Annotated in this window: 10 protein-coding genes; 8 read left to right on the forward strand and 2 right to left on the reverse strand. The window is 36.0% G+C overall.

Annotated features, from left to right (window positions below; translation table 11 throughout):
* Positions 1 to 82: 82 nt before the first annotated feature.
* On the forward strand, positions 83 to 2,830 hold the full coding sequence (locus MYP_RS25060; protein WP_052430169.1) for a T9SS type A sorting domain-containing protein: 2,748 nt from the start codon (positions 83 to 85) through the stop codon (positions 2,828 to 2,830).
* Between the two features lie 247 nt (positions 2,831 to 3,077).
* Here the strand turns inward: MYP_RS25060 and MYP_RS25065 are convergent, their stop codons facing one another.
* Positions 3,078 to 5,666, reverse strand: a complete 2,589-nt coding sequence (locus tag MYP_RS25065; protein WP_052430170.1) for a T9SS type A sorting domain-containing protein — start codon at positions 5,664 to 5,666, stop codon at positions 3,078 to 3,080.
* A gap of 362 nt (positions 5,667 to 6,028) precedes the next feature.
* Between MYP_RS25065 and MYP_RS12745 the strand changes: the two genes are divergently transcribed.
* The 5 genes from MYP_RS12745 (at position 6,029) to MYP_RS12765 (ending at position 12,236) form a co-directional block, all read left to right on the forward strand.
* Positions 6,029 to 7,156: a hypothetical protein gene (locus MYP_RS12745; protein WP_156140565.1), complete on the forward strand. Its 1,128-nt coding sequence runs from the start codon at positions 6,029 to 6,031 to the stop codon at positions 7,154 to 7,156.
* Between the two features lie 48 nt (positions 7,157 to 7,204).
* A complete protein-coding gene (locus MYP_RS12750; RefSeq protein WP_045464062.1) occupies positions 7,205 to 8,623 on the forward strand; it encodes an LptF/LptG family permease in 1,419 nt (472 codons plus the stop codon).
* A 96-nt stretch (positions 8,624 to 8,719) separates the two neighbouring features.
* On the forward strand, positions 8,720 to 8,995 hold the full coding sequence (gene rpsO / locus MYP_RS12755; RefSeq protein WP_045464064.1) for a 30S ribosomal protein S15: 276 nt from the start codon (positions 8,720 to 8,722) through the stop codon (positions 8,993 to 8,995).
* Between the two features lie 107 nt (positions 8,996 to 9,102).
* Positions 9,103 to 11,250, forward strand: coding sequence for a polyribonucleotide nucleotidyltransferase (gene pnp, locus MYP_RS12760; protein WP_045464066.1), 2,148 nt, complete (start codon positions 9,103 to 9,105; stop codon positions 11,248 to 11,250).
* A 122-nt stretch (positions 11,251 to 11,372) separates the two neighbouring features.
* The gene (locus MYP_RS12765) at positions 11,373 to 12,236 is read left to right on the forward strand and encodes a sigma-70 family RNA polymerase sigma factor (protein WP_028978569.1); all 864 of its coding nucleotides are present in this window, start codon (positions 11,373 to 11,375) and stop codon (positions 12,234 to 12,236) included.
* 32 nt (positions 12,237 to 12,268) lie between these two features.
* Here MYP_RS12765 and MYP_RS12770 read toward each other — a convergent pair whose 3' ends face one another.
* Positions 12,269 to 12,742, reverse strand: a complete 474-nt coding sequence (locus tag MYP_RS12770; protein WP_045464068.1) for a hypothetical protein — start codon at positions 12,740 to 12,742, stop codon at positions 12,269 to 12,271.
* Positions 12,743 to 12,967: 225 nt separating this feature from the next.
* On the opposite strand from MYP_RS12770, the gene trxB reads away from it, so the two are divergent.
* Both trxB and MYP_RS12780 read left to right on the forward strand, forming a co-directional pair.
* The gene (gene trxB, locus MYP_RS12775; protein ID WP_045464071.1) at positions 12,968 to 13,921 is read left to right on the forward strand and encodes a thioredoxin-disulfide reductase; all 954 of its coding nucleotides are present in this window, start codon (positions 12,968 to 12,970) and stop codon (positions 13,919 to 13,921) included.
* On the forward strand, positions 13,921 to 14,934 hold the full coding sequence (locus MYP_RS12780; RefSeq protein WP_045464074.1) for a peptidoglycan DD-metalloendopeptidase family protein: 1,014 nt from the start codon (positions 13,921 to 13,923) through the stop codon (positions 14,932 to 14,934). The genes trxB and MYP_RS12780 overlap by 1 nt, the downstream gene beginning before the upstream one ends.

The following is a 14,934-nucleotide window of genomic DNA, read 5'->3' on the forward strand; positions in this document are numbered from 1 at the left end:
TTTAATGAGTAGTAAAACACATTCATTTGATTTATAATGGAATGTGCAAAATGCCCTAGATTTAAATACTTCCCGATATTCTATGAAAAGGATTTTGCCAGGTAATTCTTTATTGTTTTTGACTTTGACTTTAGCTATAAATGTCATTGTTCAGTTTCCTGTATATGCACAATTCCCATTCATTCAAAGAAAAACCTGGGATGGACCGTATGATATAAAAATGATAGGGGCTCCAAACCTTGAAGCTGTATACCTTGATCCTGCTCAGGCAGCTCTAAGTAAGATAAAAGCTGACAGTCTTATAAAGCATTCTACAATGCTGATGAGTGGTAAAATGTTAAATATAAATAACGTATATAAAGAAGGAAATCCTTTCGTTAAGTTGTCAGGTCTTACCAGTCAGGCCGCTCATTGTCCTGATGTAAACAGTCCTTGCACCATTGGCATCACAACCCAAAATCCTAATAGTTCCTGCCCAGTTCGATATGGAAGTCCTGTTAAATTAGCCGATGTATTTGTCAGCATGACCTATGCGGATTACGACAATGATCTAACGACTTTTAGTTCATCCATGGCAGAACTGGAGATGTCTCCCTGTTCAGAGATTGAAGCAGCATACCTATACTGGACAGGAAGTTTGAAAGGATCTAATAATAATATTACACTATATACTCCCACTAAAAGTTATAATGGATCGGGTGATGTCTTCAACACAAATTCATCAACGTATCCAATAGTTAAATTTAAAATTCCCGGAGGTAATTATGTGAATGTTACTGCCCCTGCAGCAAATGTGAGAATTGATGCAAAAAGGTACTTATGTGTTGCAGATGTAACAAACCTTGTTCAGGGCGTTGGAAGCGGACAGTTTTGGGTGGGAAACATTCAGTCTTATCCAAATGAAAGTTCAGGAGGTTCATGCAGCGGATGGGTACTGACAGTTGTTTTCAGATCGCCTTTAAGTCCACCAAGATTAATATCACTTTGGGATGGTTTAGAAAGCGTTGATAAAGGAAATTCTCAAAAATTTGTTTTATCCGGTTTACAGGCTCCTGCAACAAATAATTTTAAATCTTATGTGGGATTTGCTGTTCTGGATGGCGAAAATCTTGCAGCTCAGATAGGAAAGGTGGCCCCGGAGGGTTTGGGCTTTCAGACAGATAATGGAGGTACTCCTTTTGATATCAACCCATATAAAACCGATCAGCCTTTGTATAAATTGTGGACCTCAAATGGATATCCTGCTAACAGTAATGGGGCTGACAACAAAGATGGGTGCAATACGCCGTTGTTTGACGCTAACTGGGCTTCTGTGTATGATGGCATATCAAGTTCTCATATCAGCAGCTACAGTGAAAAAAATGGTAAGAATGGAAATGAAATTATAAGATTACCCTCCAACCCCAATACTCTGGGTTTAGATGCTCATCATATAAAGCTTCCGGATGGAGCGGTTGCTCCTGGTGCAACTCAGGCAACTTTAACCGTGAATGCAGGGCCACAAGGTTCCACCAATCCTTTCCTTGCCTATATTGCAATAGAGCGATTGCAACCCAAGCTCATAATGACAAAATCAGCAGACAAAAATTCTACAGGTTTAAATTCTGATGTCACTTATTTGTTAAGAATTAAAAATGAAGGCAATGATAAATCTTTAGGTGGTGATATTATTTATGATACGCTTGATATAGCCACTGACTTTGTCGCAGGATCTCTCATGTCAAGTTCTTATGTGAATGGAATACCAACAAGCCCTGCAGGAATAACCTTGTTATCTTCAGCAGATAATAGATTAAGACTTTCGGTAACGCAAATTATTAATCCAGGTGATTCAATAGATATAAGCTTTAAAGTAAGAATTAAAGATTATGCATCAGGTATAGACCTATGGGATGTAAAATGTAAGAGGTCTATAACTAACACTGCTTATATTGATTATAAAACAATAAGTTCTGGTGTATTGCAAAGCAAAAGCAATGCAAATGATTGTGGAATAGGTTCAGAAACCAAGGTGCTTATATTTGATGCGCAGTTGGGTAACTCACAAATAAAGAAACTTGGTCCTTTTGATGCATCAGCATATATGACTGAAGAGGTGATCAAACATTTAAGGCTGGCCTTAATCAGTGATGGAGTAAATCCTGCTGATATAATGGATTATGATTTAAGGGATGAATTTTATAACAGATTAAAATCAGGAGAGGCTTTTGATCCCTCAGCCTCAGGAATAAAATTCTTTGCTGTTCGTGACTATGTTGATTCTGGTAATTGTCAGGAAATTTATGAGATCAGCTACTCTTTCAGTATACTGCCAGTTATCTTTTTGTCATTTCACGGGCAACATGAAAATGGCGGAAATACCTTATTCTGGTCTACTTTAAGTGAAATAAACAACGATCGTTTTATAATAGAAAGAAGCAGTAATGGCAAAGACTTTGAACCAGTCGGAGTAGTGAAAGGAATTGGCAATACTTCTTCTATCAATGAATATTATTTTTCAGATAGTGAAGTAAATGCTGAAGGTTATTATTACAGGATCAGGCAGGTTGATGTGAATGGTATGTTCATGTACAGTTCTGTTATTCAAATTAAGAGTAATGTCCTTCATTGGGAGATATATCCCAATCCTAATAATGGAAAGTTCTTTGTGAAATTTTTATCAGAATCTTTTGATCATTTGGAAATATCGGATGCAACAGGAAAGGTAATTATGGTCTTTGATTCTATAACACCTTCAGAGATTTCAATAGGAGGTGTTGAAAGTGGCATTTACTTCGTAAGATTTTATACCACCAATACCGTATATGTGAAGAAAATCCTAGTCTATTAATTTTTATATAATCTAAGTTTAATCAAGGAAGGGGCAGAAGATTAGTCCTAACATCAAGCCCTGCATTTTCCCACTTATTTTATACTAAAATAAAGTGGCACTCAGGTTTGCTTATCGTATTCTCCTTTTTTCCATTTATCACAGATCTGAATCACTACCCCTTTTAATCAAGAATATCTATTAAAATAAAAAGAGGCTAACCGATAAGTTAGCCTCTCTTTGGAAAGTGCTTAATTTTTAAATAATACTAATAAACTATAAGTTTCTTAGTTACTGTTTGACCATCCAGGTTTATTCTGACTAGGTAAAATCCTGGTGTTAAGTTCGAAATTTCGATTCTTTCAGGGATTTCATTTCCTGCAGCATTGTAAACGGATTTTCCCTGAATATCTGTAATCTCAAGGTTGTATTCTTCAGCTGGGGTTAAAATTTTAATTGTACAAGCCCCATTGTTTGGATTAGGATAAACAGCAACTTCAGGAGTGAAGTGATTTAAACTTACAACCTTGCTGAAGCTGTATGCTCCATTATAATCGACTTGTTTCAGACGATAATAATTAGTACCTGAAAGCGGTGCTTGATCAAAGAAAGAGTATGAAACAACATTATTTATGGTTCCATTACCTTCTACACGTCCGATCTGGCTAAATGTTTTCCCGTCATCACTTCTTTCAATAATGAAATAAGCATTATTTTTTTCCCATGAAGTGGTCCACATAAGCTTATTTCTGTCGCCATCACTTGCAGCTGCAAAACTTAAAAGCTCAATTGGAAGTGGACAGAGTTCATAGGCTTCGATTGCTGGAGAAACAGAATAATTTTTACATGGATCATTGATATTGGCATAGTTCCCCACTCCCTGGAAGTTGTTTTTATCATTAAAGATAAGTTGCGTAGCTGCAATTACTCTGAAATATACTTTGTCACCATCAGGTAAACCAGTGAAAGCCGCGTGAGCCAAGGCATTTGCAATTGTATGTGACTCTGGAGTACCAGGTGCCCCAAGGTTTTTCCATGAAGTTACATCATTAGGTGTTCTGGTCCATTGATATAAGAAATAAGGATTATTATTGTAATAGGCTTTAAGTAAAGCAGTAGTCTTAGTAAATAGGTCTAATTTATCTGTGCCGCAAATAGTTTTGGACTTTGATAAAGTTGCAAGATCGAAGAATAAATCAATAGCAGGAGGTGCACAAGCCATGATTTTTATATCATCAAGAACAAGATCATTACCATTTTCAGATACGTTCTGGTTGTTGATGATTTCCATTTTTAAAGAATTACCGGATAGGTTGATTTGAGCACCAATTCTTACCCATACACCTCCACCGTCAGCCTGACGAGTTGCAGTTGCAGAAGTTTCCACAACGTTTGCAGCGTTTCCTCCATCTGTTAATCTTACCTTTACATCAACAGGATTATATGCTCCTGCAGCGCTGTTCGTAAATACAGCAATCCAACATTCAAAGAAGAGCTGCTTTCCGAAGCAAAGGTTAGATATAGTTCTTTCATATAAAGTTTTTCCTCCTGTATTTATTGGGCAATTGAGAAATAAAGCAGCCCCTTCAACAGTTCCCGAATGGTCATAACTTAGGTCAGGAGGAGTGGTAGGGCCTGTAACTCTATTGGCCCATTCTAATTTTGCACCATCATAACCATTGTGTGCATTATAACCTGTTAAATAGCCTGCTACTGCGTATTCTCCATCTAACGGTGTACCGGTACCTTTAAAGGTAGCATTTAAAGGAGCAGGAGCAATCGGCCATCTAAATGGCGTTGTAGTAGTTTTCGTTACTTCAACAGGATTTAAGGGATCTGTATAGTCCCACACTTTGTAAGTTTTACCGGTTTTATCCGAAAGGTCTATTCTTCCGAAGTCATCATAGTAGATTGTTTGTCTTGAGGCGGCAACTCCATTCTCCTGACAACAAGTAATTGCATTTACTGTTATTTCATTAGAAGTGATAGGGGGGCCACCACCTGATGGAGTTAGAATTAATCTGAATTTATATTCTTTAACATTAGTTACTTCATACAATTGAGATTTATTTGTACCTCCCGGTATGTCAGTCCATCCTGATCCTGAATTAACTTGCCATTTATAGCTTGCATTATAATCGGTTTTGGCTTGAAGAGAAATCTGTTCTCCTGCACATACTTCATTTCCTTGAGAGGAGATAATTGTTGGCTGAATAAAGCCTTTAACTTCAATTTTGGAAATTCCTGTAGCCTGGCATGATCCATTTCTAGTTGCATTTAATCTAAATATCATATCCCCGCTATTCGTAGCTGTTCCAGTATATGTAACACTAGAGCAAGCACCCATCATAAGTTGTGGAGAGTCCGTTCCATTCAACTGGTTATTTTGATCAAGATTTATTCCCCCTTTAAACTCATCTCTGTCACTAGCACATGGTGCGTATGTCGAACTGGTAACACTACAATAGTTAACAGTTACTGACACTGCAGAGCTTGGAACCAGGCCTTTAACTGAATATTCTAGAACGTTGACATTACCACCTGCAGGTTTCGGAGAATACACAAACATGTAATCAGCAGGAGTGTTCTTTTTATATCTAATAGTGTCAAGCTTGAAGGGGCTATCTGTAATAGCATAGTAATAAGTAGCATTAAAAATATTTGTATTCACATTGGGGGCTAATGGCGGAGTGCTCGTTAAGCTTCCTGTCTGAATACCATATTGTACTATATCATCTAAACCAATATAAGTTCTTCCTGCATTTCCCGAGGAAGGATTAAAGTCTGTACCGGCAACCACAATTTGTCCGTAAGTATTATTTGTATAGATACTTAGTAAAAGCAGTATTAAAAACATTAAACATTTTCTAGAGCTTGACCAATGTCTTGTTGTATTTAAAAACCGTTCTTTTGTATTGATTTTTAGTATCATAATGTATTAAAGTTCTAATATCCTAAATAAACACATTCATTCATTACCCTCTATATGCCCAAAAGACAATTAAGGTAACTTTTTTTTCTGATATTTTTAGTGCTAAAGTAAAAATAATTGTTTGAATTGTATAATTCCAGCCTATTTTACATACGAATCTCATGTTTAAAATTTTAGATGTATACAATGATTTTATGGAAAAAATCAATTTTTAAATTACATAATAGTGAAAATGTTTGATAGTTAATTGATTCTCTTTATTTTCGCCGTTACAACCAGCGAAAATTATGAAAACCAGCTTTTTGCCATTTTTAATGTGCATACTGATGCCTTTTTATACAGTGGCATCTTTAAATCCCGGAGATATTGTCATTATTGAATACAATGCATCAAATCCTGACCAGTTCTCCTTTCTCTCTTTATCAGATGTGCCCGAAAATGAAGTAATTTATTTTACGGACTGTGGATGGTCCAAAGATGGATTGCTCCGGCGTAGTGAAGGTTTAATAAAATATGTAGTACCGCAAGGAGGTCTTTCCATAGGGACTGTTATTACCTACACAGCTGATCAGAAGAATAATAATGGATTTACAACAACTGGAATAGATGGCTTTTTTGGCCTTGCTCAAGGTGGAGATCAATTGTTGGTATTTCAAGGAAACTTTGATTCACCTGTTTTTCTTTTCGGTTTAAACAATCTGGACGGTATTTGGCAAGACGATGCCACGACAACCAATTCTTCTGCATTACCTCCGGGACTTGAAATTGGAAAGACAGCGGTTAATCTCAGTGGAGGAGCAAATGCTTCATTTGATTGCACAAAAATTGTTAAGGATAAAAACCAGATGCTGGAAAATATATCCAATCCATTAAATTGGAATTACTCTTCTTCTCAGATCTTACAAGCATCATTATGTAGTTTTTCGATTCTGCCTATAGTTTTGTTAAAGTTCGAAGCAAATGTTTTTGAAAACGAGGTAATTTTAAATTGTCAACTGGGTTCTTGTACCAATAATTCACGGGTTATAATTGAAAGGTCTGAAGACGGGACTGAATTTGAGATAATATTCAATGAAGTAATTCAAGGGGCGAGTCCTCTCGTCGAATTTTTAACAAATGATAAGAGATTTAATCATTCAAAATATTACAGATTGTATTTAAATCAGCAATTAATAAAAACGATCCTTGTTGAAGGAAAAATGGAGGCAGATAATTGGCCTCTCCAGCCCGAAGAAATTGGAATAATCAGTTTATTTTCGGCAGATGGTCGTAAAATAGCAGAAACAACTTGTTACGGAAATGAACTGAAAATAAAAGCAGATGGTTTTAATCAAAACCTCGAAACTGGCATTTATTTTTACACTGTAGTAAATAATAATGGAAAAAAAGTCGTCAGAAAGTTTTATAAATATTAGTTTTACGATTGATTAGTAAAATTTCATTGAAATAAATAAAGTTTCTTAATGAAGAAGCTGGATAAATTGATACTTACGGCTTTTTTAGGCCCCTTTTTTTTAACATTTGTAGTTGTAGTTTTTATATTACTGACTCAATATCTTCTTAAGTACCTGGAGGATTTTGTTGGTAAAGATCTTGGATTTAGTGTTTTTGCCGAATTGATTTTTTATTTCAGTTTGAATATGGTGCCGGTAGCGCTACCTTTAGCCGTATTACTGTCTTCCTTAATGACCTTCGGAAACCTTGGTGAACACTTTGAGCTTACCGCTATTAAAAGTGCGGGAATTTCTCTTACAAGGGCACTTTTGCCAATAGGATTTATTGTAATTCTTTTGTCAGTAATTGCATTCTTTTTTAATAATAATATAGTTCCTAAGGCAAATTTGAAAGCATATAGTCTCCTGTATGATATTCGACAAAAAAAACCTGCATTGGATTTTAAAGAAGGTGCTTTCTATAATGGATTGCCTGGATATAGCATAAAAGTAGGTAAAAAGTTTCCGGATGGCCGAACACTAAAAAACCTTATGATTTATGATCATAGTCAAGGAAAAGGTAATACGGATCTGATTGTTGCAGATTCGGGAAAAATGTACATGGCTTATAATGACAAGTATCTGATTCTTGAATTATTTAACGGAAAAAACTTTTCGGAAACACAGGATAATGAACGACCGCAGGGGTATACTTTTTTAAGGAATGAATTCAAGAAAAGTAAAATGGTTTTTAGTCTTGAATCCTTTGAGCTCAATAGAACAAAAGAGGAGTTATTCGCAACGAATAAATTAATGTTAAATGTGGCTGAATTACAAAAGACTTCAGATTCATTGCGTAATGAAAAAAAGAATATTGAAAAAAGTCTGGAGGGGAATGTTAAGCCTTATTATAGTTTTCATACCAGACAAGATAGTGTTGCAAGAAAAGTTTCAAAAGCACAGGCAATTAATGTAAATGATTCTTTAGTGAAGGCCAATAAGCAACAGATCCTAAATAGGGCTGTTAATCAGGCTAGAAGTATTAAAGCATTTACTTCAACCCACGTAGAAAGATTATATCACCTAACTAAAGATTCTAATATATTTGAAATTGAAAAGTATAGAAAGTATACACAATCACTTGCCTGCATTATCATGTTTCTTATTGGAGCGCCATTAGGAGCTATCATTAAAAAAGGCGGGTTCGGAATTCCGGTGCTTATTTCAATTATTTTTTTCATACTTTTTTATGTACTATCTATCATGGGAGAAAAGTGGGCAAAAGAAAGTCTGATAGAAGTACCGATAGGTATGTGGTGGGCCAATTGTATGCTCTTTCCTGTAGGTTTGTTCTTTTGGTACAAAGCAAGAAAAGATTCCAGATTACTTGAAACGGATATCTATACACCCTTAATTTCAGCGGTTAAAAAGATTTTTAAGAAGAAATAGGTTGAATTTAATATTCTGTTAATATTTGTATATTAAAATGTAGTTTAATATCTTTGCGGTTTATTAAATCGGAATATAAGTAGACAAATAAAAGGCATGTATTTAAGCACAGAAAAAAAACAGGAGATCTTTAAAAAAAACAGCAGAGAAAAATCTGCTAAGGATACTGGTTCATCTGAATCTCAAATTGCTCTTTTCACCCATAGAATCAATTATTTGACAGAGCATTTGAAAACTCATCCCAAAGACTTCTCTACAAGATTAGGACTTTTGAAACTTGTTGGTAAAAGAAGAAGAATCTTGGATTATCTTCAAAATGTAGATATTGATCGTTACAGAGCAATAATCGCTGAACACAATTTGAGAAAATAAAAAAATTGAGGGGATTCGGTCGAATTCCCTCTTTTTATTATTTGCTTCGCTATTTTTGATGTCCGCAAATCTGATTTTTAATTCACAAGAGTTTTATAAAATTAAAGATGTCGTTAAACATAATTAGGAAAAATATTCCTTTAGAAGACGGAAGAGTTATTTCCATAGAAACAGGGAAATTGGCCAAACAGGCGGATGGTTCTGTGGTAGTGAGATTGGGAAATACAATGCTTCTTGCTACTGTAGTTTCTGCCATAGAAGTAAAAGAAGGTGTAGATTTTATGCCTTTATCAGTTGATTATCAGGAGAAATTTGCTTCTGCAGGGAAAATTCCTGGAGGCTTTTTAAAGAGGGAAGGAAAATTAAGTGATATGGAAGTTTTGGTCTCCAGACTAGTGGATAGAGCTATGAGACCTTTGTTTCCAGATGATTATCATGCTGATACTCAGGTAAACATAAGCCTGATTTCTGCTGATAAAGATGCTCTGCCGGATTGTCTTGCAGCTCTTGCAGCTTCAGCAGCGATGGCAGTTTCAGATATTCCATTTAATGGACCGATATCTGAAGTTAGAGTTATAAGAAAAGACGGAAGATTTTTAATCAATCCCACTCCACTTCAAATGGTGGGAGCAGATTTAGATCTTATTGTGGGTGCTTCTTATGACAATATTGTGATGGTGGAAGGTGAAATGAACGAGGTACCGGAATCAGTGATGTTGGAAGCGTTAAAAGTTGCTCATGATACAATCAAAGTACATTGCACCATCCTTAAAGAGCTTGAAGCTGAGGCAGGTAAAACACAAAAGAGAGAATATTGTCATGAAGTAAATAGTGCAGAACTTAAAGAAAGAATGCATAAAGAGCTTTATGATAAAGTATATGCTGTTGCAAAACAGGGAAATGCCAATAAAGCTGTAAGAGGGGAATCTTTTAAGGCAATAAAGAAGGCATTTATAGAGTCTTTACCTGAAGATCATACTGAAGATTTAAAATTGATCAGTAAATATTACCATGAAATCGAGAAAGAAGCTGTAAGAAACATGGTTTTAGATGAGAGAGTAAGGTTAGATAACAGAAAGCTTGATGAAATAAGACCAATATGGTGTGAAGTAGATTATCTGCCTTCAGCCCATGGTTCTGCAATATTTACAAGAGGAGAGACTCAATCTCTTACTACTGCAACCTTGGGAACCAAACTGGACGAGCAAATGATCGACAGTGCAATGGTTGCGGGTACAAACAAGTTTATGCTTCATTATAATTTTCCTGGATTTTCTACAGGTGAAGTTAAACCAAACAGAGGACCAGGAAGAAGAGAAGTTGGGCACGGAAACCTGGCTCTTAGAGCTTTGAAAAAGGTATTACCTCCTGAATCTGAAAATCCATACACTATTCGTATCGTTTCTGATATTTTAGAATCTAATGGATCTTCCTCAATGGCAACAGTTTGTGCCGGAACTTTAGCCCTAATGGATGCAGGAGTTCAAATTAAGGCACCTGTATCTGGTATTGCGATGGGATTGATCTCTGACTACAAAACAAATAGATGGGCAGTTCTTTCTGATATTCTTGGTGATGAAGATCATCTTGGTGATATGGACTTTAAAATAACAGGAACTGAGCAGGGAATTACTGCATGTCAGATGGATATGAAAGTCGAAGGGTTGTCTTATGAAATACTTGAGAAAGCGCTTGAGCAAGCTAAAAACGGAAGACTTCACATTCTTAATGAAATTAAGAAAACTCTAGATGCACCGAAAGCTGATCTAAAACCTCATACTCCTCGATCTTTTGCGATAAGAATTCCTAAAGATATGATCGGTGCTGTAATCGGTCCTGGAGGAAAAGTAGTCCAGGAAATACAAAAAGTTACTGGAGCCACGTTGATTATTGAAGAAGTTGAGGATGGTGGTTTGGTAAATGTTTTTGCCAAGGATAAAGAAGTAATGGACAAGGCTGTGAAATGGGTAAAAGGAATTGTGGCTATTCCTGAAGTGGGAGAGGTTTACCAAGGTAAAGTTAAGTCTATAATGCCATTTGGAGCTTTTGTCGAGTTTATGCCTGGCAAAGACGGTTTACTTCACATTTCTGAAATTAAGTGGGAAAGATTGGAGAATATGGAGGGTGTTTTGGAAGTTGGAGAAGAAGTTAAGGTTAAACTAGTGGAAGTTGACAAAAAAACTGGTAAATTCAGATTATCACGCAAAGTATTGATACCGAAGCCGGAAAAAAAAGAATCGGAACAAAGCAAATAAACTTCATCTAATAAGAGCAGAATTTTATAACTAAAGCAAAAAAAAAATCGTTTCACTAATTAAATTTTGCACTTGATTTTCGCTTAATTTTGTCATCTATACAAGCATAAATACCCAATTTAATGAGACAGCTTAAGATAAGCAAACAGATTACCAACAGGGAAAGCCAGTCACTTGACAAATATCTTCAGGAGATTGGAAAGGTGGATCTACTTACCCCTGATGAAGAAGTGGAACTGGCGAAGAGAATCAGAGAAGGTGATCAGTTAGCTTTGGAAAAGCTTACAAAAGCAAACCTTAGATTCGTTGTTTCTGTTGCAAAACAATATCAAAATCAAGGACTTTCGCTGGGAGATTTGATTAATGAAGGGAATCTTGGCCTTATTAAAGCTGCTCAGAGATTTGACGAAACAAGAGGTTTTAAGTTTATTTCTTATGCCGTATGGTGGATTCGTCAATCAATCCTTCAGGCATTAGCCGAGCAGTCAAGAATTGTAAGACTACCCTTAAACAGAGTTGGTTCTTTAAATAAAATATCCAAAACCTTTTCTGATCTTGAGCAAAAATACGAGAGAGAGCCTTCCCCGGATGAACTTGCTGAAGTATTAGAGGTAAGTACTTCTGAAGTTGTTGATACTCTCAAAATTTCAGGTCGTCATGTTTCAATGGACGCCCCCTTTGTTCAGGGAGAAGAAAATAGCCTTCTGGATGTTTTGGAAAATGATAGTGAGGTTACCCCTGATTCAGAACTGATGAATGACTCCTTGAGAAAAGAAGTTCAAAGAGCACTTTCAACATTAACGCAACGTGAAGCAGATGTAATTACTCTTTATTTCGGTCTTAATGGAGAGCATTCCATGACATTGGAAGAGATCGGAGAGAAATTCAACCTTACAAGAGAGAGGGTTCGTCAGATTAAAGAAAAAGCGATCAGAAGATTAAGACATACTTCAAGGAGTAAAGCACTTAAACCTTATTTAGGTTAATCTAATTAAAAAAAGCCCATTTAGGGCTTTTTTTAATTTCTTTTAACTATCTTTTGTTTATTCACATCTATTACTTTTCTCACTTTTCCCTTTTCAATCAGTTGTATGTAGGTGAGCCGTCCTTTATCATCATACCTGTGTACTTCTTCTCCCTTTTTCGTTTTAGTGAATTTATATACAAGTTTCCCCCTTTCATTATACCTTTTTATTAATACTTTTTTATCAGGTTTTTCTTCCTTAATTGGCCATATTTTAGAGTAATTCCTTGATTTTTCATAGGATCTCCTTTTGCCATTTTCATAATATTCTTTGTATTTCATGCGGTTACCAATTATATCATTATTAGCAGTTGGCCTTCTGATAGTTGTTTCTCGCTTCACAATTTTTGTTTTACCATTATCATGTTTTTCTTTTGTGTTAACGACAGTTCTTTTTTTGCATGAGTATGAAATAAAAGATACAAAAAGTAACATTAATAGAATTGAAATATTTCTGCTCGATTTCATTTTATAAAATTTTGGCATTCAACACTTATCTAGACTTCATATCAGAACAACCTGGGAATTTATAAACTTGTTAAATTTTGTCGCAAAGGACTGAACAACAATGATAATAGATTGTAGTTGTTCTCTAATTTTATTGGATGAACGGAACTTTATGCCGGAACATATGGTTTTGGATTAATAGGGATTTTTCACGAAATTCACAGCCTTAAAAATTTCACGTTTGTTATGGCAGAAGAAAAAGTTGGGTGTCTTATCATTGGCTCCGGTCCTGCAGGATATACTGCGGCAATATATTCAGCAAGAGCTGGTTTAAAACCTGTATTATACCAAGGAGCTCAGCCCGGCGGGCAGTTAATGATTACAAATGAAGTGGAAAATTATCCTGGATATCCTGAAGGGGTACTTGGTCCGAAAATGATGGAAGATTTTCAGAAACAAGCAGCGAGATTTGGCACTGATATCAGATTTGGTATGGCTACTTCTGTAGATTTTACCGGTCCTGTACATAAAGTAATTATTGACGAATCACATTTGATTCATGCGGACGTTGTTATAGTTTCTACCGGTGCATCAGCAAAATGGCTTGGTTTAGAATCTGAAGCAAGACTAAACGGGAGAGGAGTTTCTGCTTGTGCTGTGTGTGATGGATTCTTTTTCAGAGGTAAAGATGTTGCGGTTGTAGGTGCTGGTGATACTGCTTGTGAAGAGGCTGTTTATCTTTCTAAGCTTTGCAGAAAGGTATATCTTCTTGTTAGAAGAGATACCATGCGAGCCTCACAAATCATGCAAAAAAGAGTATTAAACACTCCTAATATAGAAGTATTATGGAACTCTGAAACCGATGAAATATTAGGAGAAGAGGAAGTGGAAGGAATGAGAGTAAGGAATGTTCAAACTGGAGAATTAACAAATATTTCTGTTCAGGGATTTTTCGTTGCCATAGGTCATAAGCCTAATACAGACATATTCAAAGGTTGGTTAGATCTTGACAACAACGGATATATTAATACATTACCGGGAAGCAGTAAAACAAATATTGAAGGTGTCTTTGCTTGTGGTGATGCGCAGGATCATATATACAGACAAGCAGTAACAGCGGCCGGTTCTGGTTGCATGGCTGCACTTGATGCTGAACGATATCTTGCCGCTAAAGAAGCTGAAGAGGAAACAGTTAAATAATGCAGAATAAAAAGTGCTATTCACTTTTGATAATCCTATTCTTTTTTTCCCTGAAAGCTTTTTCTCAGGAAAAAAAGAATAAGGATTTCTTAAATGTTAAAACCCCATCCATTGAGTATTCAGTACCGGAAGCAGGCAAAATACTTTTTGATGAAGAATTTGTCGATACCTCAGATACTGAAAATGCCATCTACTTTGACCCTCAGAGAGAACCGGAGCTAGTCAGCGAAGACACCACTGATATTGATGAAGGTGAAACAAGTATTGTAGAAGTAGCCGAGCAATTAAAGATGGATTCTATTTGGGTCACTATTGCCGAATATTATTCTATTTGGGATTCAAGAACTGTAAACCCATACAAGCGCGATGGTTCCAAGTTTTCAGACACATTGAATATTCACCTGTATGATTCTCTTGGTGGCTTTAACTGGTCAATGCCTCTTACAGGTTGCCATAAAACATCTGAATTTGGTATGCGTCACACCAGATGGCACTATGGAACAGACTTAAAGCTTGAAATCGGAGATCCTGTTGTAGCATGTTTTGACGGTATTGTCAGAATAAATCAATATAATGCAGGCGGGTATGGGAATTATGTAATGATCAGACATTACAATGGTCTTGAAACACTTTATGGCCATCTTTCCAAATCTCATGTTTCTGTGGGGCAATTGGTAAAAGCCGGAGAATTAATAGGTGATGGGGGAAATACAGGTAGAAGTACTGGACCTCACTTACATTTTGAAGTACGATATGAGGGGAATGCAATTAATCCTGAAGAACTTTATGATTTTCCTATGAATACATTAAAATCGAAGGTATTTGAGCTTAATCCTTCTCATTTTGAGTATTTGAGAGAAGCCCGAAAAGTATTCTATCACAGAGTAAGATCAGGGGAATCATTGGGAACAATTAGTAAGAAATACAGAGTGCCTGTTAGTACAATCTGTAAACTGAATGGTATTTCAACCAGAACCACTCTTAAGGTCGGGAGAAAACTTAGAATTAGATAA

The sequence above is a fragment of the Sporocytophaga myxococcoides genome (genome assembly GCF_000775915.1).
Lineage (GTDB): Bacteria > Bacteroidota > Bacteroidia > Cytophagales > Cytophagaceae > Sporocytophaga > Sporocytophaga myxococcoides_A.